The sequence below is a fragment of the Pantoea sp. SM3 genome, assembly GCF_000963995.1.
GTDB lineage: Bacteria > Pseudomonadota > Gammaproteobacteria > Enterobacterales > Enterobacteriaceae > Pantoea > Pantoea rwandensis_B.
The window spans coordinates 52,897-78,905 of sequence record NZ_JZRD01000018.1 but is presented as its reverse complement, the minus strand read 5'-3'; the positions used below and the strand labels follow the sequence as shown (position 1 = coordinate 78,905).

The 26,009-nt window shown below is 54.1% G+C and carries 20 protein-coding genes and 1 riboswitch; of the genes, 7 read left to right on the top strand and 13 right to left on the bottom strand.

Annotated features, from left to right (window positions below; genetic code table 11):
* The first annotated feature begins 268 nt into the window (after positions 1 to 268).
* Positions 269 to 1,882: a restriction endonuclease gene (locus VI01_RS12270; protein ID WP_045815337.1), complete on the top strand. Its 1,614-nt coding sequence runs from the start codon at positions 269 to 271 to the stop codon at positions 1,880 to 1,882.
* A 416-nt stretch (positions 1,883 to 2,298) separates the two neighbouring features.
* On the opposite strand, the gene VI01_RS12265 is transcribed toward VI01_RS12270, so the two are convergent.
* The 4 genes from VI01_RS12265 to VI01_RS12250 all read right to left on the bottom strand — a co-directional run bounded on the left by VI01_RS12265 (position 2,299) and on the right by VI01_RS12250 (position 6,656).
* Positions 2,299 to 3,234, bottom strand: coding sequence for an alpha/beta fold hydrolase (locus tag VI01_RS12265; RefSeq protein ID WP_045815336.1), 936 nt, complete (start codon positions 3,232 to 3,234; stop codon positions 2,299 to 2,301).
* 96 nt (positions 3,235 to 3,330) lie between these two features.
* A complete protein-coding gene (locus tag VI01_RS12260) occupies positions 3,331 to 4,098 on the bottom strand; it encodes a 3-oxoacyl-ACP reductase (protein WP_045815335.1) in 768 nt (255 codons plus the stop codon).
* A 27-nt stretch (positions 4,099 to 4,125) separates the two neighbouring features.
* Positions 4,126 to 5,577 carry an acyl-CoA reductase gene (locus tag VI01_RS12255; RefSeq protein ID WP_045815334.1) on the bottom strand — a complete coding sequence of 484 codons (1,452 nt, stop codon included), beginning with the start codon at positions 5,575 to 5,577 and terminating at the stop codon, positions 4,126 to 4,128.
* On the bottom strand, positions 5,574 to 6,656 hold the full coding sequence (locus tag VI01_RS12250; RefSeq protein WP_045815333.1) for an AMP-binding protein: 1,083 nt from the start codon (positions 6,654 to 6,656) through the stop codon (positions 5,574 to 5,576). The genes VI01_RS12255 and VI01_RS12250 overlap by 4 nt, the downstream gene beginning before the upstream one ends.
* Before the next feature lie 98 nt (positions 6,657 to 6,754).
* A riboswitch (TPP riboswitch) is annotated at positions 6,755 to 6,884 on the bottom strand.
* 526 nt (positions 6,885 to 7,410) lie between these two features.
* On the opposite strand from VI01_RS12250, the gene VI01_RS12245 reads away from it, so the two are divergent.
* Positions 7,411 to 7,743, top strand: coding sequence for a hypothetical protein (locus tag VI01_RS12245; protein WP_156149356.1), 333 nt, complete (start codon positions 7,411 to 7,413; stop codon positions 7,741 to 7,743).
* Positions 7,744 to 8,226: 483 nt separating this feature from the next.
* Here VI01_RS12245 and VI01_RS12235 read toward each other — a convergent pair whose 3' ends face one another.
* Positions 8,227 to 10,914, bottom strand: a complete 2,688-nt coding sequence (locus VI01_RS12235) for a cation-transporting P-type ATPase (protein ID WP_045815331.1) — start codon at positions 10,912 to 10,914, stop codon at positions 8,227 to 8,229.
* A gap of 756 nt (positions 10,915 to 11,670) precedes the next feature.
* Here VI01_RS12235 and VI01_RS12230 point away from each other — a divergent pair.
* From VI01_RS12230 to VI01_RS12220, 3 genes are read left to right on the top strand one after another with little or no spacing between them, the layout of a single operon-like run.
* Positions 11,671 to 12,756 (top strand): efflux RND transporter periplasmic adaptor subunit, encoded by a 1,086-nt coding sequence (locus VI01_RS12230; protein ID WP_045815330.1) that lies wholly within the window; start codon positions 11,671 to 11,673, stop codon positions 12,754 to 12,756.
* The gene (locus VI01_RS12225) at positions 12,756 to 15,818 is read left to right on the top strand and encodes an efflux RND transporter permease subunit (RefSeq protein ID WP_045815329.1); all 3,063 of its coding nucleotides are present in this window, start codon (positions 12,756 to 12,758) and stop codon (positions 15,816 to 15,818) included. Before VI01_RS12230 ends, VI01_RS12225 begins: the two co-directional genes overlap by 1 nt.
* Entirely contained in the window at positions 15,815 to 16,780 is a 966-nt protein-coding gene (locus VI01_RS12220; protein WP_045815328.1) for an acyltransferase, read from the top strand. The genes VI01_RS12225 and VI01_RS12220 overlap by 4 nt, the downstream gene beginning before the upstream one ends.
* Here the strand turns inward: VI01_RS12220 and VI01_RS12215 are convergent.
* Entirely contained in the window at positions 16,770 to 18,275 is a 1,506-nt protein-coding gene (locus VI01_RS12215) for a carboxylesterase (protein ID WP_045815327.1), read from the bottom strand. The genes VI01_RS12220 and VI01_RS12215 overlap by 11 nt on opposite strands.
* Positions 18,265 to 18,822: a lipid IV(A) palmitoyltransferase PagP gene (gene pagP / locus VI01_RS12210; RefSeq protein ID WP_045815326.1), complete on the bottom strand. Its 558-nt coding sequence runs from the start codon at positions 18,820 to 18,822 to the stop codon at positions 18,265 to 18,267. Before pagP ends, VI01_RS12215 begins: the two co-directional genes overlap by 11 nt.
* Positions 18,823 to 19,061: 239 nt before the next feature.
* On the opposite strand from pagP, the gene VI01_RS12205 reads away from it, so the two are divergent.
* Together VI01_RS12205 and VI01_RS12200 are read left to right on the top strand one after the other, a co-directional pair.
* Entirely contained in the window at positions 19,062 to 19,304 is a 243-nt protein-coding gene (locus VI01_RS12205) for a type II toxin-antitoxin system ParD family antitoxin (protein WP_045815325.1), read from the top strand.
* The gene (locus VI01_RS12200) at positions 19,297 to 19,587 is read left to right on the top strand and encodes a type II toxin-antitoxin system RelE/ParE family toxin (protein ID WP_045815324.1); all 291 of its coding nucleotides are present in this window, start codon (positions 19,297 to 19,299) and stop codon (positions 19,585 to 19,587) included. Before VI01_RS12205 ends, VI01_RS12200 begins: the two co-directional genes overlap by 8 nt.
* Positions 19,588 to 19,671: 84 nt before the next feature.
* Here the strand turns inward: VI01_RS12200 and ddpX are convergent, their stop codons facing one another.
* Genes ddpX through VI01_RS12170 form a run of 6 tightly spaced genes read right to left on the bottom strand, consistent with a single transcriptional unit; the run spans position 19,672 to position 26,001 of the window.
* The gene (ddpX, locus tag VI01_RS12195) at positions 19,672 to 20,232 is read right to left on the bottom strand and encodes a D-alanyl-D-alanine dipeptidase (protein ID WP_045815323.1); all 561 of its coding nucleotides are present in this window, start codon (positions 20,230 to 20,232) and stop codon (positions 19,672 to 19,674) included.
* Between the two features lie 15 nt (positions 20,233 to 20,247).
* Positions 20,248 to 21,360, bottom strand: a complete 1,113-nt coding sequence (locus tag VI01_RS12190; protein ID WP_045815322.1) for a Xaa-Pro peptidase family protein — start codon at positions 21,358 to 21,360, stop codon at positions 20,248 to 20,250.
* On the bottom strand, positions 21,360 to 22,586 hold the full coding sequence (locus tag VI01_RS12185; protein WP_045815321.1) for a M20 family metallopeptidase: 1,227 nt from the start codon (positions 22,584 to 22,586) through the stop codon (positions 21,360 to 21,362). Before VI01_RS12185 ends, VI01_RS12190 begins: the two co-directional genes overlap by 1 nt.
* 10 nt (positions 22,587 to 22,596) lie before the next feature.
* Positions 22,597 to 24,234, bottom strand: coding sequence for an ABC transporter ATP-binding protein (gene nikE, locus VI01_RS12180; RefSeq protein ID WP_045815320.1), 1,638 nt, complete (start codon positions 24,232 to 24,234; stop codon positions 22,597 to 22,599).
* Entirely contained in the window at positions 24,234 to 25,061 is an 828-nt protein-coding gene (locus VI01_RS12175) for an ABC transporter permease (protein WP_045815319.1), read from the bottom strand. The genes nikE and VI01_RS12175 overlap by 1 nt, the downstream gene beginning before the upstream one ends.
* Positions 25,054 to 26,001 carry an ABC transporter permease gene (locus VI01_RS12170; RefSeq protein WP_045815318.1) on the bottom strand — a complete coding sequence of 316 codons (948 nt, stop codon included), beginning with the start codon at positions 25,999 to 26,001 and terminating at the stop codon, positions 25,054 to 25,056. The genes VI01_RS12175 and VI01_RS12170 overlap by 8 nt, the downstream gene beginning before the upstream one ends.
* Positions 26,002 to 26,009 lie beyond the last annotated feature (8 nt).

Here is a 26,009-nt window from a genome sequence, read left to right as displayed (position 1 = left end):
GCGTCCATCAGTTGAACTCACAGCCAGGAGCGGACGTTGATAAATCCGCACTGAATCAGTTAATGATCATGACCAGCTCCCCGTTGATTGGTTGAGAGACAACAAAGCCTCACATTTTAAGATATGAACTAATTGCTTTTCTAATATGCTATGGATTGACTTGGTGCTGATAGAGTAAATTAAGTGCAACTCAATTAAATGGATGGTTGCTTGAAGCAACTTCACTTGGTAGAAATCAAACTTTTGGTTGGAGGCTGTGGGGACTGGGATGGGACGGAGATCAGGATTTGAAGGTTTTATACGTGCTACGGGCAGAGCAGTTGCAGCGGCAGAGCGTGAGCGTAAAAGATCAGAACGTCATCATTTTGCCGAAGTTCGTCGTATAGAACGCGAAATAAAACGTGATAATGCACAACGACTTCGCGAGCAAAAAGAGGCTGATAAGTTAGCAAAAATCATGTATCTGGAAGAGCGTCAAGATGAAGTTTCCGATCTAAACGCTGAACTGAACGAGAATATCACCGCTCTCTCTACACTTCTGGAACATACTCTCGAATTTGACGATTCGATTGACTTTTCGGCATTGAAAAAAATCCCAAAATTCGAAGATTTCAAAACACCCAAACATCTTTTACCAGAGCCTGAGCCTGAGATGAAAGTCGTTAACGTCCCGGCTTTATGGAAAACTATTTTCCCATGGGTGAAGAACAAATATTATCGAGAGCTGCAGAGTGCAGAAGAATCTTTCAGTAAAAGTAAGGAAGATCATTCAGTTAAATTATCAAGTCAGAAAGTTGAGCTTGATACTTTAGTTGCTGATTATCAGAATCGCAGAACTGCTTACCTCCAAGAAATCAAAAGCCAACACGATGAAGTTGACCAATTTGAGCAAGACTATCTTAACTGCGATGCTGACAGTGTGTTGGCATATTGCGAAATGGTGTTGACACGTTCTGAATATCCTGAGAACGGATTTCCCCAAACCTTTAGGTTGGCATACCTACCCGACAACAAAGAGTTGGTAATTGAATACAACTTACCTGAAATTTCAGTAGTACCTCGTGAGTTGGAATACAGATATGTCAAAACAAGAGATGCCATAGATGCGAAAGCGCGAAAGATTGGTGATATTAAAGAACTTTATCAAAATATCATCGCCGCAATCACACTCCGCACAATGCATGAGCTTTTCGAAGCTGATAAGGCATCTGCTTTAACGTCAGTTCTGTTTAACGGTGTAATTGAAACTATCGATCCTACGAGCGGGCATGACACAAAAGTCACATTAGTATCTGCTCGTGCTCACAAAGACGATTTTATGCAAATAAAACTCGAGAGGGTTGAAAAAAGTGCATGTCTTAAAAGTTTAGGTGCACAAATTTCAGGGCGACCGGATGAACTACAAGCAGTGAAGCCTATTATTGAGTTCAACATGGTTGACAAGCGCTTCATTGAGCAAGGCGATGCTCTCTCTGGGCTTGAAACAAGACCAAACCTCATGGAGCTTTCTCCGTCAGAATTCGAAGTATTGGTATCAAATCTGTTCAGTCAAATGGGGCTGGACACAAAACTCACCAGAGGTACTAAAGATGGCGGTGTTGATGCAGTTGCATTCGACACTCGTCCGATACTCGGTGGCAAAGTTGTTATTCAGGCTAAAAGATACAAAGACACTGTCGGTGTCAGTTCTGTTAGAGACCTATACGGAACAATGATGAATGAGGGAGCTAACAAAGGGATTCTGGTGTGTACGAGCCAGTACGGTAAAGACGCATACCGGTTCTGCGAAGACAAACCGATTGAACTCATTGATGGAGGCGGGCTTCTTTATCTCTTGAAAGAGCATGCTGGAGTATCAGCACGTATCAACCCCAATTTTTAATTACTATTCCAGATTTGGACTAATGTTTGCAAATAAAAATTCAGCACGATCTTTTTAGTTGAGCAATTCAAAGATGTTAATTTAGGGCAGAAATTTCTGCCCTTGTTGTTTTCCGATTAAGCTAATCTGCTCCTCATTGATATCTATATCGCAATACTGCAAGTATCCTTGAAATTCGTACCATTCTCTTTTATAGAGTAGATTACGCTGCTTTGGAAACGAGCATTGAGATCCTTGGGCCTGCGGCCATTCCTGATAGTTTCAGGATTAGTGAGCGTCCGCTGTTCGCTCAAAGCAGCCCTTCCCATCTCACCCCCACATCTCTTTCACATCACACATACACCCCGCGCAATATCTGCGCCATACACTCAGTTAAACCGAAGCAACGGCCCATTCCGGCCGTCCCTACCGGAATCTCAGTCAGTTTGCGACTGCTTTTGGCTGGCATCGCCATTCAGAAACGACTCAACCACGGCAGAAAATCGTTCTGGTTGGTCAAGCATGACAAAGTGAAAACTGTTATCGATCTGTGTGAAGTGGATATCGGGTGCAGCAGCATAGGCTTGCCGGTACATCGCCTCGACGCTGGCGGCAGGTACGCCAAATAAAGTGTCATACGCGTATACGACCTCAATCGGCGCGCTGATGAGGCCAAGTTCGGGACGCAAATCGGTGACCATCACTTCATACACTGCATCGGCAATGGTTTTACGATCGGAATGGATCCCCGCCGCCACCAGTGCGGGCCTCACCGCTTCGGTCTTGGCTAAACGGGTGATGGAGACCTTCTGAAACTCGGCGAATTGCTCCGGCGATTGCCCCAAAATCGAATTTCGCATGGCAGCGGCCTGCGGGGCGACAGTTTCGCTGGTCGCTGCAGGATTGAACATCAGCGAATAGAATGGCAATGCATCAACGACCATCACGCGCCCCACCAGATCAGGATGACGGGCGGCCAGCATCAATGCCATTTCTCCCCCAAGAGAATGGCCGATAATCGCCGGGGATTTGATGTGCTGGGCGTGAATGTATTCAGCGAGGGCGTCAACTGCCGGAGCGATGACCTTCCCGTCCGGGTTGGCAATGGCAGGCGTACTCGCAAACCCCGCAAGCTCCACAAGATGAATGCGATGGTTCTTGCGTAAATTTGCAGACAAATCGGCCCAAACGTCCCGCGATGACGCCAGCCCCGGAATCAATATGACGTCCGTTCCCGAGCCTTGCGTCTCCACCGAGAGACGCTGCGAGTTCGGATGCTGTGAAGGCAATGGCTGCGCTGCGGAAGCCGATATCAAGGACGACGCCATTAAAAGCGTTCCACCAATTATGGCGCGGATACTTGCGGTCTTCATTAAACCTCCCTGTTTACGTTAAACGGTGTGAGCAAATCTATAATCAGACTCACGCTAACCCATCGAGCTTCCTACCCTATCAGCTTTCACCCCTTGTTACCCCATTACCAACCCGCCATCGACATACAGCGTTTGCCCGGTGACAAACTCGCTCCATTCTGACGCTAAAAACATCACCGGACCGGCGACATCCACTGGCTCGGCAATACGGCGCAGCGGCGTTTGTGCGGTGATAAACTCGCGCACGTCTTCCCGCGTGGCGCGGCTGGCATCCGTGGGATACACCAGACCCGGCGCAACGCAGTTAACGCGAATGCCCAGCGGCCCTAGCTCTGCCGCGAGTGAGCGACTGAAGCCAATCAACGCAGACTTCGCCGTGACGTAATCGTGGTAAGGAACAGACGGACGAGCCACTAAATCGCTGGAAAGATTGATAATGCTGCCGCGCGTGCGTGAGCGCATCAACGGCAATGCAGCCTGGCAGACATTGTAGGCCGCGCCAACCGCACCGTTAAATTGGCTTTGGTAGCCCTGCCACGACGTTTCCCAAAAGCGCTGTCGATTGTCGGTATCGAAAACATAGGGCGCGAAAGCATTGTTGACCACCGCGTCCAAGCGACCGCTGGTGTTGGCGATCTGCTCCATCATCGCCGCTACCTGCTCTGGCGAGGTGACATCGGCACGAATCGCCAGAGCTGAACCGCCCAAAGCTTCACAGCGTTTTACCACTTCATTCGCTGCGGCTTCACTGCGCAGGTAGTTCACCACCACCAGCGCGCCCTCAGCGGCGAAAGCCTGCGCGATAGCCGCACCAATGCCCCGGCTCGCACCCGTCACCAGAATCGTTTGATCAGCAAATTTCATCGATTACCTCCTGTAAAAAACATGGATTCAATCCGCATAGGGCGCGAAGCGCTCAGCGGCGGTTTCAGCAGATGCGTCTATTTCCGTAAAAGTGACCAGATCCAGCAGGCTAAAGCGGCCATCGTGATGCCATCCGGCTGCGGGCGATGTCATATTGCCAAAGGCAGTAATACGGGTGACGCCTGCTTGTCCTAAGCGTGCGGCGAGATGAAACAGTTCATGCGGAGTGGCGGCAACCGCCGCCGTTTGCAGGTAGATTTTCTGCTGCGAAATCAGGGCAATGGCATCATCAATATCATCAACAGCCACCACTTTTAGCGTGCGTCCGAGTGCGGAAGGAATCAGTGTTTCTGGTTCATCCACCATGACCACAGCCCAGCTATCCATTGGCTCGCCAAACAGGATGCGATCGCCCTGCAACGCACGAATCTCTTCACGGCTACGCCAGGCTGCCACGCTGTTCACTTCAGCCGAAGAGAGCGCGCGACGCGGAAATTTGCGCGCCAGCGCCCGCAGTTCATGGGCGATATACTCCGCGAATTCCTGCGGCGTGATGCGTCCACCGCGTGCAACAAACAGCATTTGCGGTGAGTAACAACCCGCCTGGTCATAGCGCATCACGTCATAGGCCACGCGATGCGCCAGCTCGACGCCCTGCCGCGTATCCAGCGCCGAACGCGCCACCAACCCCACGCTGATTTTATGACCGTGTGGCAGAAAACGCGTGGTGACCGGCAGTTGCTGCCTGATAGCGGCCAACGCGGCATTGCCTCCGTAAGCCATTACCACGTCAGGCTGCGTAAACCAGTGCTTTTCTGCTTCGCCCTCTCCGCCTTTCCACCATACCACCGCCAGACACTCGCCAAGCTGAGGATCGATTTCAGCCAGCAGCTGCGCAAACCAGCCCGCCAACAGGGGTTCGGCCCCCGACAACTTACCCACGGTGCCCGCTTTCACCAGCAACCCGCAAATCAGGCTCCAGAGCGGCAAACCCGGTACATTTCCTGCCCAGATATGCAGCAGAAGATCAGGGCCAAACGCCCGCGCGAAACCGCCATTGGGCCTTGGCTGGAAGTCATCCAGCAGTTGCGGATCGTTAAAATCTTCGGCCAAAAATCGCTTAAGCTGCGGCTGTCGAAATGTTTTGAGATAACCGCTAAGCCCAAGGCGAATCATCTCGGCGTCATATCCGGTGACTATCGGCAATAGCGTTTCAGCTTTGCGGCGCAGGTGATGGTCTCGATCCAGTAAACGCGTGATGGCTTGATCAATTAGCGCCACGATCTTTGCCACACTCAGCGTCTTGAGATAAGCGCGAGCATGTTCGCGCACATGTGCGCTCAGAAGCTTTATTTGTGCCGGATTCAGATCGGGAACGTCCACATCCAGTTGCTGGCCATGATGGCTAAAACTCAACGTGCGCCACTGCACCTCTTCAGGCGATAAACATCCCGGCAAATACCCCGCGACCTCTTTCACACTGCACCCTGCGCAGCAGCCAGAAACTCTTCCATTGCCAGCGAACAGCCCTTTGCATCCGCTCCGGTAACCCGGCCCAGCAGATGGAAGCCGCCCGCGACCGCGCGGCCAGCATCTTCCGTCAGCAAAGCAGAAACCGAATTGAAATGAGCCAGATCATGGTGCACCAGCACGCCAATCTCACCTTCCGCCACCTCTTCGCCGCTGAGTGGATTGACCACGCGGGTGCGGATCCAGTGCGGGCCAGATTTCACCGAAGGACAAGCAACGTTGCCGTCATCATAAAACTGGCTGCTCAGTTCGGTCATGCCGTACATGTTGATGCAGTGCGTACGCGGCACGCCCAGTGCCGCATTCAGTTCGGCGTAAAACTGCTCGGCCTCAATCTCGCGTGATTGGCCCTTAAACCCGCCGGTATCTAAAATGCGGCTGCCTGCGGGGAGCGTAAAACTTCGCCGTTGACGCTGCATCTCGTCCAGCAGATGGACAAAGCTGTAGCTCGCGCCCAGCAGCGCATAGGGTTCATCTCGCGCTTCCGCCTGTTCCAGTGCAGCAAAAAGGCGATCCATCGCGATACCCCCGTCATCCAGCAGCACTTCACTCTCCGCGGTGCCGAATCTCTCCATCGCTAGCGTGAGATAGTGCGCCAGCGAAGAGTTAGGCAGCACCTGGTTATCGGGGAATAAAATGCCCATGCGGATGCGCTCATCGCCCGCCATCAAGCGCTGGCGAAAATTCTGCGTCATTGAGCATTTCCAGACATCGAGTGTCGGATGATAGCTGCGACCTTTCACCGTGCCCGTAGTACCGCTGGTCATAAACACGGCTTCGACGTCATCGCTGGCATGGCAACTCAGCGTCAGATCCTTAAAGGCGGTGATGGGAATCGCCGGGATGGCTCGCCAGTTTTTGACCGTAAACGGCGTGCGGCCACGCTGCATAGCGAAGCGGCGATAAGGGAGGTTGTGTTCAAATTGGTACGCGAAGACGGCAAGCGCCATGCGGTTAAAGTCGTCGTCGGTTGTATCCTGACGCTGAAGAAAGGTGAGCAAAGCGTCGATCAAAGCAGCTTCAGTCATGGGCGGGTCTACCTGTTGCAATTGCGCGAAATCTCTCAGGCCGGGCCTGATGAGTAGGATCTGTCCGCTACAAGCACAAAGATGGAATCAGGGCGCAGTGTCGCCCTGTGTTCCGCTCCCTACGCCGGTATTAGCCGGATCAGGTTCGTAGGGTCACTACGTTGCCAACGCATAAAACGCTGGCGGGTAGAATCTCAGCCCGCTAACCGGGCACCCCCTGGAACAGGTCGCAGTCAATCAAAAGGCCACTCAATAAAACGTCATCAACGCACTGATTTTATTGAGCTTACTTTAAATCTACTGCTGACGATTGTTAAAGGTTAAACCATTTACTGTTTTAACACACTGATCTTTTGAGTTGAACCTGCGCACTTCCATTGTTTCCCACTTCAGGGTGATGAATTGATCAATGTGAACGGTCCTTCTGAGTGATAAGGCTGTGAGGTTTTATCATCAGCACCCCATTAACCTCAGTCTCAATGATGGAAATATTGTCATGGAATTGCCACACTTCAGGCATTAACAAATTCTTAACCAGGTTATTTGTTGTACTTAGGCTTTATTGCACGGTTTATTTGTCTGAGTGCGAATGTAATAAATCTCACAGGCATTAATTTTGCTATGAAATATTCAGATAATCTCCCGATCATTATCAGATAATGCCCCTATCCCAGCAGCAAGACACATCAATTCATTTCAACTAAACGCTTATAAATCCCCTTGATTTTTTCGTTAGATAGACCAGAGACTGTTCGTGAAACAGACGAGAATTTCACGCGAAGATTGGGGCGCTTTGCGGATGATTTTGTGTGCGTCTGGTTATGCGGTATATTCCCAGAGTACAGAAAATAAAATAAACGAATCATCCTGTGTGACCGTTCACCGTAGTAATGCCGTTATTACCGTAGATAAAGACCTGCTTGAAAAAGCCCAGTGCGAAATGTTTGGCAAAAACAGCATCTCCAACGGTTCTCTTCTGTTTCATCAGGAAAGCGCCGCGAAAAATGGCACACCTATTCTGGTTCCGTTTACGTTTAACCGTCGCGGGCAATCTGCATTCCAGGCCGTGGTGAGATGTTCTGAATGACAAGATATTGAATACGACAAACTTTAATGAGTCGATTGACTCACACAGCAAACGGATTAAAACAATGTATAAGTCAATGAAGTACTACGTATGCGATCACGCCCGCAGGGGCTTGCTGTTGCATACCGCAGGATGTGAACAACTACCTGGTGTCGATTCAAGGGCATTTATTGGCAGTATGTATAACCACAGCCAGGCGTTAACTGTCGCTACGATGCAATATGCGAATGTGCATTACTGCCCGAGCTGCATCACTGTTAATAAGACCAGCGAGACGGCTAAGACGAACGCGACCATGCCAGCGTTGTGCAGAGCGACGAAGCCGAAGCGAAAGAAGCCGGTGAAGGTCGTTGAACCCGTGCGACACTTTCCTCTCTGAGTTGATGAGAGTGAATGTGCGACGATGTTTCATCCTCAGTTTTTACCCTGAACGTCTAAAACGTCGCCCGCACCGCTTAACCCGCGGGACGGGCGGCAATGCATTCAGGCGGTTCTGAATCGGCGGGTCAGCGGTTTCTCAACTTCAACAATCAGGAACATCACGAATCCGATGATGAAGGTAATGACCCAATAGCGGAATGGCAGTCCAGTGGTGCCGAACAGCAGCTGCATAAAGGGCGCGTAGATGATCAGTAATTGCAGCACCAGCAGCACCGCGCTGACGATCCAGATACCTTTGTTCATCAGCAGCCCTTTGCTCAGTGAGAAGCCGTCCGACACACGGCAGTTGAGCATATAGAACCACTGCGCGGTGACCAGCGTCTGCAACAGCACGGTGCGGATAAACTCCGGGGAATAGCCACGCGGCTGCAGCCAGGCTTCCAGCACAAACGCACTTATCGCAATCATCGAACCGACAAACACCACACGCCAGATGGCGAATCCATCCATCACATGCAGTTTGGGATCGCGCGGTGGACGACGCATGATGTTCTTTTCACCCTCCTCAAATGCCAGACCAAACGACAGCGTGGCCGACGTCGCCATGTTCATCCACAGAATCAATACCGGCGTCAGCGGAATGAGATTCCCTGCCAGCAGCGCGATGATGATCAGTAAGCCCTGTGCCAGGTTGGTGGGCATAATAAACAGGATGGTTTTTTTCAGATTGTCATAAACCCGGCGCCCTTCTCGCACCGCGCTGGCAATGGTGGCGAAGTTATCATTCGTTAGCACCATATCGGCGGCTTCTTTGGTGACTTCGGTGCCTTTAATCCCCATCGCAATGCCGACATCGGCACGTTTCAGGGCCGGCGCATCATTCACGCCATCCCCGGTCATGCCGACCACCTCTTGCTTACTCTGCAACGCCTGAACCAAGCGGAATTTATCCTCCGGGCTGGTACGCGCGAATATGTCGTAGGCTTGTGCGGCATCACTCAACTGGTGATCGTCCATCACTTCCAGTTCACGCCCGGTGATGGCCGAGCCTGCATTGCCAATCCCCAGCATCTGGCCAATGCTCATCGCGGTTTGCGGATGGTCTCCGGTGATCATTTTGACGCGTATGCCTGCTTGCAGGCAGTCACGAATTGCGGTGATGGCTTCAGGGCGCGGCGGGTCCATCATTCCGGCAATGCCGAGCAAAATCACCCCCTGTTGCAGATCCTGATGAGTGAGCTCCGTTTGTCCCGGTAACGCCGGTTTCCAGGCTGCCGCCACCATGCGCAAACCTTCGCGCGCATACTCCTCAATTTTGCCTTCCCACCAGCCGATATCCAGCGGTTGCAGGCCATGTTCGGTTTGCTGCTGCTGACAAAGCCGGAACAGCACATCCGGCGCGCCGGTGATCAGTACGCGCTCTTCGTCACCAATGCGGTACAACGTCGACATATATTTGTATTGCGAATCAAACGGAATTTTACTGCGTAACTCAGTCGTGACCACCGGCAACTGCCCTTTTGCGGCCAGCACCTTGAGTGCACCTTCTGTCGGCCCCCCGGTGATTTTCCAGAAACCGCTCTCATCCTTAATCAGCTGGCTGTCATTACACAGATCGATGGTACGCAGATACTGTTCCAGCAAGGAGCCGCCTGAGACGGTAATCGGCACGGCGTCATCCGCTTTATGAATGGCGCCAACCGGTTCATAGCTGTCACCGTCTACCCGATAAATATGATCGGCCGTGATCACCGCTTTGACCGTCATCTCATTCATGGTCAGCGTGCCGGTTTTATCCGAGCAGATCACCGTCATCGCACCCAGCGTTTCCACCGTTGGCAGCTTGCGAATGATCGCCTGCTGCTTCGCCATGGTCTGCACGCCAAGCGAGAGGATGATGGAGATAATGGCGGGTAAACCTTCGGGCACCGACGCCACCGCAAGACTGATCAATGACAGCATCAGTTCAGAGACTGGCATATCGCGGAACAGCAGACTAAAGACAAACAGTGCCGCCATCATCGCGAGAATAATCAGGAAGATGGCTTTCCCTAACTTGTCCATTTGCACCAGCAGCGGCGTGCGGTGTTTTTCGATATCGGACATCATCTGATTGATGTGCCCCAACTCGGTCTCTCCACCGGTAGCCACCACCAATCCTTTACCGCCGCCGGAACTCACGGTGGTGCCAGAAAACAGCAAATTGGTGCGGTCGCCCAACGGGAGTTCTCCAGACAATGCCTCCGTGGTTTTCTCCACCACCGTGGACTCGCCGGTGAGAATCGCCTCCTCGACACGCAGATTGTGGGCTTCAATCACCCGCAGGTCGGCCGGAATACGGTCCCCGGCGCGGATCACCACCACATCACCTGGCACCAGCGCAGTGGTCGGCAGCGTTTCGTGGTTGCCCGCGCGGATCACCACCGTTTCACTGGAGAGCATATTGCGAATGCTTTGCAGGGATTTTTCCGCATTACTCTCCTGGATATGACCAATCAACGCGTTGACCACTGCCACACCGAGAATGACCAGTGTATCGACCCAGTGGCCCATCACCGCTGTCAGCAACGCCGCGGCGAGTAACACGTAGATCAGCACATCGTTAAAATGGGCGAGAAAGCGGAGCCATGCCGGCTTGCCCGGCTTTTGCGGCAGGGCATTTTCACCGTACTGTTGTAAGCGTGCTGTTGCTTCACTACCCGAGATACCTTCGACTGTACTCTCTGTCTGGCTCAAGGTTTCATCGACAGAAAGCTGATAGTACGACCTTTCCGATTTAGCAGTATTCATCGCTTTCTCCTCAAATCCTGTTTCGGAAATCAAGGCGGTGACATCGCGTTATTAACAGATCCACTTCAAATACAAAGACAAACATCCACGCACTGCCTGAGGTGAGTCCGGTTTATAACTGAAAGACATGTCATTAATGGCTACTCAACGAAATTGAGCAGGGAAATAATCTATACAGCGAACTTTTGACAAGAGAAATGAACGTTATAAACGTAGCACAGGCTATTCAACTCACTCTGCTTTTATGATGAAAGTTATCCGCAATGAAAAATCAACTTCCTGATAAATTTTAAACCAAAGATAAATAAGGCGTTTTTAGTGCGGGTAAATTAAAAACCCCCTATGTTAATGAAATAAAGGGAAAAGCCACACTTTTTTTTATCCTGTTAAGGTAGTTTATCATTCTATTTAAATGATAAAAGCCAGACTTAAATTCCATGAGTTGCACTAAAGATATTGCATTTATCAAACTTTACATTTTTGGATATCCACAGCTATGCTCATGCATAACAAATAAACCTTAACCATCACTCCCATCCCGCGCAGTGAGATGACTCTTTTATACCCACTGTTAATGGAGGTAACGATGCCGGACTATAGTCTGCTCCGCCTGAGTCTTTATGTGATTCTCGCCATTGTAACCTGTTCAGTCGTAGGGTTATTTACTTACGCCGTTGTTTCGATGCTCGGCGAGTAAAGACCACGCTAATAATAACGTAAATAATTAATTTAACATTGCTGATTGAGGACAAACTCGTGACGCGTTATTTTCCGCTGATCGCCATAGTTATATTTATAACAACCGGTTGCGATCAAAAAAAAACGGACGTTGTTCCTCAGCCACGCATGGTAAAAGTGGTCGAGGTCGTGGCTTCCGGTGAAGCCCAGCAGCGCATCTTCCCCGCACGTATTGAATCCGGTGATTCCACTGACCTGTCCTTTAAACGCGCGGGACAGATCGATTCACTGGAGATTCGTCAGGGCAATAATGTTAAACAGGGGCAAGTGATCGCCCGACTGATTTCGCATGAAGCACAACAACGCGTCAATGAACGTCAGACCGCAGCCACCCTCGCTCAGCGACAGTTCGCGCGTTTCCAGACGCTCTCCGGTCGTCAGGCCATCTCGCAGGCTGAAATGGACGTGCAGCGCGCGAACCGCGATGCCGCCAACGCGGCCTTGCAAATTGCCCGTGAAGAGTTAAGCCAAATGACGCTCACCGCACCGTTCAGCGGCACCGCTGCGGTCGTCCACGTCAGGAATCATCAGGTGGTGGCTGCGGGTCAGCCTATCGCTACGTTAACGCGTAACGATCTGCTCGATGTGGTGTTTAACGTGCCTGAAAACCTGTTTACCGCGCTGGATATCCGCAACATGACGTATCGCCCGGTGGTACGCATTAACACGCTGCCGGATCGGGAATTTCAGGCCGAATACAAAGAGCACACCGGTAGCAGTAGCAGCAACACGCTGACCTGGCAGGTGATCTTAACCATGCCCCGCCCTGCCGATTTCCCGGCCGTGGGGGGTGTCAGTGGCACTGTCACCATCAATCTGGCCAATCTTCCCGCCAATGTGAATCACGCTGCGCTAGTCGTTCCGGTCGAAGCGGTGTTCAACCCCGACAGCCATCAGCGCAATGAGCCTCATGTCTGGGTGGTGCAAGGCAGCGGCGATCAGCTCAAGCTGGAAGACCGAAAAGTCACCGTTGGCGATGTCACAAACCAGGGCGTGGTGATTACCGATGGGCTGAAAGCCGGTGAACGCGTAGTCGCAGCAGGCGTGAATGAGCTGCATGCGCAACAGCCCGTACGCATCTGGACGCGTGAGCGAGGGCTGTAATGGACATCTCCAAACAGTTTATTGATAACCCGATTCGCGTCTGGCTGGCGATTTTGCTGTTAGGGCTGGGCGGTATTTTTGCCCTGCTGAACATTGGTCGGCTGGAAGATCCCGCTTTCACCATTAAAACCGCCGTGGTGGTCACACAATACCCTGGCGCGTCCGCGCAGCAAGTGGAAGAAGAGGTGACGCTGCCACTGGAAAACGCTTTGCAGCAGTTGCCCTATCTGGACAGCGTCAGTTCCATCTCCTCTAACGGCCTGTCGCAAATTACCGTTAATATTGCGTCACGCTACCACTCCAACGAACTGCCACAAATCTGGGATGAACTACGGCGACGCGTGGGTGATGCATCACGCTTCTTCCCGCCCGGCGTGACAGCGTCTTTCGTTAATGACGATTTTGGCGATGTATTCGGCTTTTTCTTCGCCATTTCCGGTGACAACTTCAGCAATCCTGAGCTGGTTCGCTACGCCGAGCAGTTGCGGCGAGAACTGGTGCTGGTGCCTGGCGTCGGCAAGGTAGCGATTGGCGGTGCCATTCCGCAGCAAGTGAATATCGATGTTTCGCTGACGAAAATGGCGGCGCGCGGCATTACGCCAGCCCAACTCTCCGCCGCACTGAGTCGCCTCAACGTGGTCTCCAGCGCGGGGGAGATCAAATCCGGCTCCGAATCGATTCGTCTGCATCCTACCGGGGAATTTGAAAATATCGATGAGCTGAGCGATCTGCTTATCAGCCCGATCGGTGACACCGCGACCACTCGATTACGTGATATCGCCACGCTGTCGCGCGGATTGAGTGAATCCCCTTCCAGCATCTATCACGCCAACGGCCGCCCGGCGGTCACTATGGGGGTCTCCTTTATCCCTGGCGTCAACGTGATTGATGTGGGGCGTGCACTGGAAGCCAAACTGCAGCAGATGTCGGCTGAAAAACCGGCCGGTATTCAAATCAATACCTTTTACGATCAGGCCGCCGAAGTGGCGCACTCGGTGAACGGGTTTATCACCAATTTCCTGATGGCACTGGCGATTGTGGTGGGCGTGCTGCTGATCTTTATGGGCGTACGCAGCGGCATCATTATTGCCCTCTCGCTGGCGCTGAACGTGCTGGGCACCTTGTTGATCATGTATTTGTGGGGGATTGAGCTGCAGCGTATTTCGCTGGGTGCGCTGATTATTGCCCTCAGCATGCTGGTGGATAACGCGATTGTGATCGTCGAAGGGGTATTGATTACGCGTCAGCAAGGCTCATCGCGCACTTCGGCGATCAACTTTGTTATCCGGCGTTCGGCCTTCCCGCTGTTAGGGGCCACGATAATTGCGATACTGGCCTTTGCGCCGATTGGCTTGTCGCAGGATTCCACCGGCGAGTACTGCAAATCGCTGTTCCAGGTATTGCTGATTTCGCTGATGCTGAGCTGGTTCTCGGCGTTGACCATCACGCCGGTGTTGATCAAGTGGTGTCTGTTTAAAACAGGTAACGCGGAAACGCCCGCCGCTGAAGCCTCGCCCTACGATGGCGGATTTTATCGACTCTACCAACGCACGCTCAATGCGCTATTGCAGCAGAAAATCGTGACGCTGGCGGTAATGGCCGCCCTGTTAGCACTGGCGATCTGGGGCTTTGGTGGCGTAAGGCAAAACTTCTTCCCCTCGTCCAATACGCCGATCTTCTTTGTCGATCTGTGGCTGCCTTACGGCACGGACATCAAAGCCACCGAGCAAATGGCCAGCAATATAGAAAAATCGATCACCGGGCAGCAAGGCGTGGTGTCAACGGTGACGACCGTTGGCCAGGGCAGCATGCGCTTTATCCTCACTTACAATGGACAACGCCAGTACAGCAACTACGCGCAAATCATGGTGCGCATGGACGATCAGCGTAACATCGCCGCGCTGTCACGCCGCGTAGATGATTATATCGCCCGCCAATATCCGCAGGTCAATGCCAGCACCAAACGCGTGATGTTTGGCCCTTCCGGCGGCAGCGCCATCGAGGTGCGTATCAAAGGCCCCGATCCTGACCGTATGCGACTCATTGCCAGCGAAGTGGGCGACATCCTCGCGCAAGACCCCGCCACCGACAGCGTGCGCAATGACTGGCAAAACCGCAGCAAGGTCATCCGTCCACAGTTTAATCCGGCGCTGGGTCGCGAGTTGGGCGTGGATAAGCAGGAGATCGATAACGCGCTGCAAATGAATTCCACCGGAAGCCGCGTGGGCTTATATCGCGAAGGCGCAGATTTGCTGCCGGTGGTGGTGCGTCCGCCCGCCAGCGAACGCCAGGATGCCAACCATCTGAACAATGTGCTGGTGTGGAGCCAAAGCCAGCAGCATTATATTCCGCTGAGCAATGTGGTGAGTGGTTTTAATCTTGAATGGGAAGATCCATTAATTCTGCGGCGCGATCGCAGCCGTGTGCTGACGGTGATGACCGATCCCAGCCCGCTGAGCAGCGATACGTCCGGCGATATTCTGTCACGCGTGCGACCGCAGATTGATCAGATCCCCCTGCCGCACGGTTACAGCATTGAATGGGGCGGCGATGCCGAAAACTCCAGCGAAGCGCAGCAAGGGGTATTCACCACGTTGCCGTTGGGCTATCTGGTGATGTTTGTGATTACCGTGCTGATGTTTAGCTCGGTAAAAAATGCTGTGGCGATCTGGCTCACGGTGCCATTGGCGCTGATCGGCGTGACGCCGGGCTTTTTGCTCACCGGTATTCCGTTTGGCTTTATGGCGCTGATTGGCTTGCTGAGCCTGAGCGGCATGCTGATCCGCAATGGCATTGTGCTGGTGGAAGAGATTGAACAGCAAAAACAGGACAAAACGCAGCATGACGCGATTCTGTATGCCGCAACGTCGCGCTTGCGCCCCATCCTGCTGACCGCTTTTACCACGGTTTTAGGCCTGGCACCGCTGCTGCGCGATGTGTTTTTCCAGAGCATGGCGGTGGTGATTATGTTTGGGCTGGGCTTCGCGACGATACTGACGCTGCTGGTTCTGCCGGTGATTTACGCCTGCTTCCACCGCGCTGAGAAAGCGACGTCAGCATGAACGCCACCGGGCTGAATGTCATCAAGACACTCGGCTGCATGGCGGCAGTGACCTTCTTTACGCTGTATAACACCTGGGATCGCTACGATTATGATTACCACTGGATTCTGGCGTTCCTGACCTTTATCTCCACCATCGCCACCCCGCTATTTTTCGTGGTGGCGGGGATTATGGATAGCCATGCCGAGCAGGATCTGCGCTGGCAGCTCAGCAAGATCCGCAATGTGGTGATCGTGTTTCTGTTCTGGATGACGATTTACTATCTCTGGGAGCCTTACCAGCGCGGCTATCTGATTCAGCCGTGGTTTGTGTTCTCGTTCATCGTGATTTACAGCTTTAATCCGCTGCTCACCTGGCTCAGCCTGCATCGTCTAACGTTCTGCGCGCTGGTCGGTGCCCTGCTGCTGTTTTCCTATGGCTACGATTTGCTGTCGGTGCTGTATCCTGAAGTGCGGGTGTTCAGTCTCGCGCCGCAATACCGCATCTGGACCTGGCTGCTGTTTTACCTCACCGGCCAGCTATTGTGTGAGCCGGTGATTGAGGATTGGCTGAATCGGAGACGCGTCGCCTTCATCGCCACCTGCGCCCTACCCTTTATTTATCTGTTCACCTGGCTCTACGAGCAGCACTTTTTCTTTGCGCTGTTTAAAGCCGATCGCAATGCCTTCCTCCTCACCGGTTCACAAATTTATCTGCTGGTGGTAGCGCTGGTATTAGCCGCCAGCGGCGTGCGCTTTCGTCGCCATGTCGCCCTCAAAGAGACGCTGCTGGCCACCGTGAGTAAAACCATGACCGGGGTATACATCATGCATTACTCGGTGTTTCACATCGTCACCACGCTCATACCGATTACCTCGCTGGCCACCAAGCTCACGCTGATTGTGCTGACCTTTGTGCTCTCAGTGTTGCTAGCCCGGTTGATTCTTGCCAACGGGCTGCTGAAAAAAGTCATTACTCTTTAAGGCACTGTTGCAGATCCGGCTGCTGACCGCAGGCTATCCGCCCCTGAATTTGCGCCATCATATAAGCGAAAAACGGATTCGAGGTATTGCGCATCAAGGTGTCGAGCCCCACGGTGAGGCTCGCGGTTTCTCCGCGCAGTGAAATGGTGCCAAGGCTAATGCCATAGCGGTTTTTTTCAAGAGGTTCGCGACCGTATAGTGAATCGGTCAGCGGGAAAGGCACGGCGATATGCGACAAAGAATACATATCCTGCGGCCACGCCAGCTGCAGCGGGTGCGTGACTTCCTGTGTCTGATCGGCAGGCGTCATACGCGCGACCACCTCATAAGTGGTGGGTGACGCATTGGTGATCACCGTTGTCGCGTAGTGGCGCGGCGCAGCAGGCAGCAACTCGCTGACCGCTGAATACAGCGCAGGCCGGAACAGCGCGCGTAAATTGGCCGCCTGGTTGATATCGAAAATCACTAACTGGCTGCCGTTGTCCGGCAAATAGCGATACAGCGCATTGACCACCGCGCGGGTGCTGACGGTGGAATCGAGGATCGACTGGAACGTCAGCACCGGTGGTAAGCCACGGATTTCCCCCTCGCGGGCGAGTTGCACCACCTGCTCCTGCAACGCCTGGGTTAACAGCCAGGACTGACGTGCCGCCCGCACCGGGAATGAATTGTATTTAAACGGATTGTATTCCGGCACGATATTCAGCCACGCCGCTTTAGCAAACACCGGGAATACCGCGGGCCAACCCGCTAATCCCGCAAAACGCGCATAGGCGGTGACGCCGATCATCGGCGACAACAACACCACCTGTTGTGGTTTGCGCAGCGCCTGATCCTGTTGGCTATCCAGCACATACTTCATCGCCAGCGCGCCACCATTGGAGTAACCCACCAGATGCAACGGGACCTGGGTTCCCGCTACCCGGGTGGCCTCACGCACGGCAAGACGCGTCGCGGCCAGCCACATTTTCCAGTCAACTTTGGTTAATGACCCTGGCGCGGTGCCGTGACCCGGCAATCTCGGCACCACGGCAACATAGCCTTGTTGCTGATAAGCCTGCGCCAGATAACGCATGCTGTAGGGCGAATCGGTTAATCCGTGCAGCAGCACGACCGCGCCTTTGATTTCGCCTGTTGGCTTGAGCACAAAAGAGTGGTTCCAGTCGGTGGCAAACCCTGCCGGATAGACCGGGCTTTGCGCGTAATAGCGGTTTAGCGAGGTTTTCTCTTCCTCGCTCAATGCGTCCGTGACGTTGTGTTTCATTTGCTGGAATATCACATTTTCCTGCGCCAGGTAGTCGGCGAAGGTGGCGTGATCCATCTGTTGCACTGTCATTTCGTCAGCCGCCCAGGTGTGCCAGCGATGGAGCGGCGGCCCCTGCTCGGATTGATACCCGCGAATCAGCAGAAACATGACAAGCAAAGAAACCAGGCCCAGGGCGATTCTCTTCAGCCACTTAAGCGCGGATGCACGCTGTACCGTTTTAGAAGCCATAGCGGAACCAGGCAAACAGCACGTTGCCGTTGTTATAAGTGCCCGGAATATAGGTGAACTGCACGTTGAGGCGTTTATAGCCCGCGGAGAACAGCGGCAGAACAATCGGCAACGGCACATAGTTGGCAAAATCATCACGCGCGGTGATGCCTGCGGTTAACCCCAGCCCTAAACGCACATCGCGTGCCTCATCCAGATACCAGCCCTTCTCCCAGCCGTAACCGATAATCGGCTGCCACATGTTATGCGAATCCTTAAAGGCCATCGCATACAGCGCGCTCCAGTCACCGTCTTCGTTGTACCGCGACACGCCAAAGCCGCCGCCCCACGGCGATTCGTTGTAGTTGTCTGTTTTCTCTTTGTCGTAGGCGAAACGAGCGTGCCAGCTGATGAACGGCAAATAGAGATCGTAATACTGCGGCTGTTCCCAGGTTTGTGAGACATCCTGCTTGAGCCATTCCCAGCCATCACTGAGTGTGCCTGCCGCCAGGCTCGGGAAAGTCAAAACACTCAACGAGGCGTACAACGCCACCAGAAACGTATGCATGGGTCATCCTTCTGCAAAAGCACCAATGATAGTGAGCAAGGGGAACAGCCAGCATGATCTGTGTGCCCATACCGGGCAGCCAGTCAGGGAATATTATAGTTGTTGAGTGAAGGTTAAGTGGCTGAGCAAAGCATACTGTTGCGTGGCACATTCCATAATAAAAATGCCGATTTGACTGGCGATGAAGACTTGAACAAACTATGTTTTTTTGTATTAACTGTTAATACACGGTGAGCTCAATGAGAAAAATTACGTCCGTAAGCGTGGGTGAACAACTCGATACTTTTATTACGCGCATGGTGGACTCTGGCCGCTATGGATCGGCCAGCGAAGTGATGCGTTCGGCTTTACGCTTGTTAGAACAGCAAGAATCACGGGATCAAGCCGTACGTCAGGCGGTTGTTGAAGGGCTTGAAAGCGGTGAAAGCCCGCGTTCACTGCGTGAAATTGCTGCTGAAAGGAAGAAGCTTAATCGTGTATAAACTGTCCGAACTTGCCGACAGTGACTTTGCTAATATTTATGACTACACCCTGCTAAAATTTGGTGAAGCACAAGCCGATCGCTACACCGATGCACTAGATGAGTTCCTTGAAACATTGTCAAAAATGCCTGAGATGGGACAGGATTACCCGCGCGTGCAGGATGTAAAACGGATTGTTTTCCAGTCACATACCATTTTCTATACTGCCTATCCTTACGGGATATTTATTGCCCGTATTTTACATCAACAGATGGACACGGCTCGTCACCTATCCGACTTTTAATGCCATCCTCAGCACCCTACCTCGCCCCTAATCTTCCTCAATGTGGCTAATCGGACAGCCCCTTCGTGCCGATGAGATTGATGGTTATCGCGCCACGCAACCAAAGCGATCTTCCAGCAACGGATAGCGCTGTGCATCCGGTAACTCAAAATGCCACCATTCCGTTGGCATGCCGATAAAACCGCCTGCCAGCATAATTGCATTGAGCATCAAACGATGGCGCTGTGCCTGTAGCGGTACATCGGGATGGAACGGATGCGACAGATCTTCCATCGCATCAAAGGCCGTGCCCATATCCAGCACCTTGCCCGCGCCATCCACTAACGTCAGATCAATCGCCACGCCTCGGCTGTGATTCGAACCCGTGGCGGGCGGCACCACATAGTCGGCATCCGGGCAGGCATCCCACAGATGCCATTGCGCCTGCTGCGGGCGATAAGCATCAAAAATCAACAAGGTAAAGCCGGCCAGTCGGGCGACTTCGACACTTTTTTGCAGCGCGCGCGCCGCTACTGGATGCAGTAACGCCCGCGCTTCATGATAAATGGCGTAGCCGGTGATGTTATCGGTCGTGGCGTATTTCAGGTCAAAAGCCAACGTTGGAAAACCAGCGGCTAAATCAGTGAGTAAAATGTCCTGCGTCATCCTTTATCCTGTTGATCAATGTTCCGGCAATGATAATAGCTGGCGCGGCAGCGTTGTCAGCCGCTCTGCGCCCTGCGGCGTGACGCGCACGGTTTCGCTGAACGCCAGACTTTGCGCAGAAGTATACATATGGAACACCATATCCTCCTCCAGTAACCACTCCGCTTTAGCATGGAAGCTACAGGAAAAATCACTCGGGCGCGGCGTGCGCGTATACAACCCTAGCGCATAGCCGGTGATGTTGGGATAATCCGCACGAAGTCCATTGCGCAATAACCCATCGCGTACAATCGCATCCACTTCCCGCGCGCTGATGCCCGGTTTCATGGCCTTGAACTGTTCATCCTGTATGGCGATAAGTTGCTGTGCCAGCTCAGCGCGCTGGGCGGAGATCTCGCCCACAATAAACGGGCGCATCAGACGCGCGCTGTAGTGTTTCACTTTAGGAATCAGCTCTACGTGCAGCACATCGCCACGCTGTAGACGCTGTTCATGGCCGCTGGCATGGAGAAAACCGTTGTCGCCGCTGGCGATGACAATCGGCCCGGTTTCGCCGGTATCCGCACCCAGACGCAAAAATTCGCCAGCCGCCAGTGCAGCGACATCGCGCACACGCCAGCTGCCCTGCACGGTTTTGCCAATCGCGTCCAGCGTGGTATCGGCAATGGCGGAGGCCTGACGCAGCGCCTCCAGCTCCGCCGGGAATTTTACGCTACGCAGCCGATCGCTAACGCCGGTTAAATCGCACCACTGAACGTCCGGCAAATGGCGCGACAGCTGCTGCCAGCTGTGCACTGTCATGCCATAGGAGGTGTAATCCGCGCCAAGACGCGCACGCTGATAACCGCGCCGGACCAGGCTGTGCGCCACCGCCGCCCACGGGTCTTGATCATCGCGATAGCTTTCTACCGTCAGCGTAGGAGATTGCGCCCGACAAGGCGCTTCATCCAGCTGACGTAGCACCATCCAGGGATCGCCGTTAAGCGGCACCAGGCAAGCGCGGTACAAGGTTTCCGACACGGTGTAGCCGGTCAACCAGGCCAGCAGCTCGCCATGATCGATGATCATCACATCCACATTTGCCTGCTGCAGGGTGGCACGCAGGCGGCTTAACGCGGCAGCATTCATTATGCGCCCTCAACCGGCTGGCAGATCTCCAGAATGGCGAGCAGATAGATACGCACCATATCGAGGAATTCGGTTATCTCAACGCGCTCATCCGGCATAGTGTTGTATTTCCCGCCGGGGCCGCACACGATACCTTCCATGCCCGCATGCTGATACAGATGTGCCGCATCAGTCCCAAAGAAGGCCGGTGGCGTGATCACCCCGGTTGGCTGTTCGGTGCCACGCACGGTTTTCCAGCCGCGATTGACCGCTTTAACAATCGGTGACTCTGGCGAGACTTCGAAAGGCAACATGGTGGGTTTATCACGGATACCGTCATCAAACAGCTCGGCTTTCAGGCCGGGGAAGCGCTGGCACAGCGTATCCAGCAGCGCTTGCAGATCCGCCAACACACCTTCAACGGTTTGACCCGGCGCAAAGCGGGCTGAACCCTTCAGGCGTACAAAGTCAGCCACCTGCGGTGGACGCCACTCTTCCAGATCGCGCCCCAGCGCGCCGTGCACGGTGCCGATGTGCCCACGGTTAATTTTCAGATGTTCATCGCTTTTCGCGCCGCTGAACACCATGCCGTTAATCTGCGGAATCAGCTCAACGGCGGCGTTGATCGCATCGACGGCTTCTTCACGTTTCGACAAATGGCGGGTATCGCCCGTCAGTTCAATGGTGAACATCAGCGATCCCGCGTGCATGGTCAGCGCCTGCAGATCGGTCGGTTCCGCATTGATGAAGTAGTCCGCGCGCACGCCCTGTTCAATTGCCGCCAGCGTGCCGATACCGCCCTGCAATTCGCCCACCACGTAGGTCAGAATCACATCACCTTTCAGTTTCACACCGGCATCAATCAGCGTTTTCAGCGCACAGAAATAGGCCGCATCGCCCGCTTTCATGTTCGAGACGCCAATGCCGTAAATGAACTGGTCGTCAATTTTTCCTGCCCAGGGATCCACCGTCCAGCCTTCGGTCACCGGATTAGTGTCCAGATGACCATTGAACAGCAGGCTGTTGCCGCCACCGCTGCCCGCCAGGCGGCCGATGGCATTGAGACGGTCGCCCGGGACCTTTTGCAGTTCGGTTTCAAGGCCCAGCTGCGTCATCTGTTCTGCCATATAACGGGCTAACTCACGTTCGCCGTCGGTGGCGCTGTAGCTTTTGTGCTGCACCATTTTTGCCAAAAATGAGAGGCAGAACTCGCGATCGATATGATGAATTAACTGTTCAGGATTCATGCGTTTCTCGTTAAGCAACGGATTGGGATAAGTCGGGAACGTGCACCGCTTCAAGCAGTGCACGGGTATAAGGATGCTGCGCCAGCGCGCTCATATTCTCGCCGGGCAGCACTTCCACCACATCGCCGCGATACATCACCGCCACGCGATGGGCGATTTGGCGTATCAGGTTGAGGTCGTGGGTAATAAACAGGTAAGCCGTGCCGTAGCGGCGACGCAGCTCCAGCAAAAGTTCGATGATGGTGGCCTGCACGGACACATCCAGCGCAGCGGTGATTTCATCGCAAATCACTAAATCCGGTGGATTGGCAAAAGCGCGTGCGATAGCAACACGCTGCTTCTGACCGCCGGACAGCGCATGCGGATAGCGCGAGGCAAACTCTGCGGGCAACCGCACTTCTTCTAACAGGCGCGCCACGGCTTGTGCTTCCGTTTCTCCTGCAGGCAAACCGTATAAGCGCAGCGGACGCGCAATGATTTCACCAATGGTCATGCGCGGATTCAGCGAGGCGTCGGGATGCTGAAAGATCATCTGCACGCAGCGGCGATACTCTTTGTCCATCTGCGCGCGTCCTTGCAGCGCATAGCCACAAAAATCGATCTCACCGCTGAACGGCACCAGCCCGGTGATGGCTTTACCCAGCGACGATTTCCCCGAACCTGACTCGCCCACCACGCCAAGGATTTCGCCCTGATGCACAGTGAGCGAGACCGCATTGGCCGCGCGCGTGGTATTCGCCTCGCGTTTCAGCAAGCGGTCGACAAAACCTTGCTGACCATAATCGATGGTGAGCGCGTCCAGCGTCAGCAGCGGCTGCGATCCGGCGGCATCCTGCACCAGGCGCTGTTGCGGATTCGGCACTGCTGCGATCAATTTGCGGGTATAGCTGCTCTGCGGTGCGCTAAACAAACTCTGCGTGTCGGCCTGCTCAACGATACGGCCCTTCTCCAGCACGCAAACGCGATCGGCGACTTTCGCCACCAGCGCCAGATCGTGGGAAATATACAGTGAGGCTACCCCCGTCTCTTCGCGCAGTCGTTCATAGAGATCGAGGATCTGCGCCGAGCTGATCACATCCAGCGCGGTGGTCGGTTCATCGAAGATCATGCAGTCCGGCTGGCAGGCGAACGCCGTGGCGATTAAGATGCGCTGCTTTTCGCCCCCGGAAACCTGATGCGGATAACGGCGCATCATCCGTGCCGGATGCTTAAGCTCGACGTCATGTAACAGCGACTCGCCCAATTCCTGCGCTTCACGTGCGGTTAAACCGCGATGGCGTCGCAGCACTTCCGTTACCTGCTCGCCCAAGGTTAATGTTGGATTGAGTGAGGCGCTCGGGTCCTGAAAAATCATCCCCAGCTTCTCGCCACGCAGAGCCATCAGTTTAGGGGCCGGCAGACTGAGCAGACTTTCTCCGTTGAGGCGGATGTCGCCCCACTTCTCGCGCGCATTGCCCGCCAGCCAGCGCATGATCGCCCAGCCGAGCGTGGTTTTACCCGAACCGGATTCCCCCACTAAACCCAGCACTTCGCCGGGCATCACGTTTAACGTAATATCGCGCAGCACCGGCAGTGACTCACCGTTTTGTAACGCGTAATCAAGACTGTAATTTTCCACCGACAGCACCGGCTCAGGCTTCATACTCATCAGTGGCTCCTCGGGTTGAGCACGTCTCGCAGCCCGTCACCCAGTAAGTTAAAACCAATCGCCACCAGCGCGATCGCCAGGCCTGGAATCATCATCATCCACGGTGCGGTGAAGAAATAAGTGCGGGCTTCGGAGACCATCAGCCCCCACTCTGGCTCAGGAGGCTGTGCGCCTAAACCGAGGAAACTCAGGGTGGCGAACAGCATGATGGCGAAGGCCACACGGATGGTGGCTTCCACGATGATCGGTGCCAGGATATTCGGCAACATCTCGCGCAGGATGATGTAGTGCCCGGCTTCACCACGGGCAATCGCCGCATTGATGTAATCCTGCTGCCGCGCCGCTAGCGCCACGCTGCGTGAAATACGCACCATGCCCGGCACAAACGCGATGGTGATCGCCAGCACCGCATTCATGCTGCTCTGACCCAGCGTGCTGACAATCAACAAGGCAAACAGCAGGCTGGGAATCGCCATCACCGCATCCATGGTGCGCATCATAAACTCATCGAACTTGCCGCCCAGATAGGCACTGGCGGTGCCCAGTACTGAGCCAATCACCATGGCCAATGCGGTTGCCAGCAGCGATAGCACGATGGTGGAGCGTGCGCCAACCATCACCCGGCTGAAGATGTCACGCCCCATTTGATCGGTGCCAAACCAGTGTTCAGCACTTGGGGGTTTGTAACGGGTCAAAATCGAGATGGATTCAGGATCGAAGGGCGCGACATGCGCCCCGCCCACCACCATCAGCAGCGACAGCAGAATAATCAGCACCCCCACCGCGCCCTGCGGTGAACGCAGCAAACGTTTTAAAATATCAGGCATAGGAAATTCGCTTATCCAGAACCACATAGGCCAAATCGGCGAGGAAATTCACCACCGAATAGGTCGCGGCGAGAATCATCACACCGGCCTGAATGGTGGGCAGGTCGCGCGCCTGCACGGCAACAATCAGCTCACGGCCAATACCGGGAATGGCGAAAATCTCCTCGACCACCACAATGCCGCCAAGCAGATACCCAACATCCAGCGCCACAATGGTGATGGTCGGCAACAAGCCATTACGCAGTGCGTGGCGCCAGAGAATGCGGCGGCGCGACAGGCCTTTCAGCCAGGCGGCACGGATGTAGTCGGTGTGCAGCACATCGACCATCTCCGAACGCACCATGCGTGAGACGTGCGCCACCAGAATCAGCGCCACGGTGATTGACGGCAGGATCAGGTGCTGTACGCCGCTGATGAAGTTTTCACTTAGCGGCACATAGCCGGTGGCGGGCAGAATCTGCCAGACGTCAGCAAACAGCAGCAGCACCAGCGTTGCGGTGACAAACTCCGGGAAAGAGATGCCGATATAGGAGATGACGCTGACCAGCACATCGGCGGTTTTACCGCGACGCACTGCCGCCCAAATACCGAGCGGGATGGCGATCACCAGCATCAGCAACAGTGCACACACCGCCAGCAACAGCGATCGTGACAGCGCGGTCAATAACGTCGGCCCCACTTCCAGCCCATTGCGCATCGACACACCAAAATTGCCCTGCAACGCCTGGCTCAGCCAATGCAAATACTGCAACCATGCTGGCGCATCCAATCCCAGCCGTTCGCGCACCGCAGCGAGTGCCTCTGGCGTGGCGTTTTGGCCCAGCAAGGTGACAGCGGCGTCCGCTGGCAACAGCTGGGTGATGCCAAAGACCAGCAATGACACCACCAGCAAGGTGTAGATCATCAGCAACAGGCGTTTAAGCAGATAACTTGCTGTCACGGTCGCTC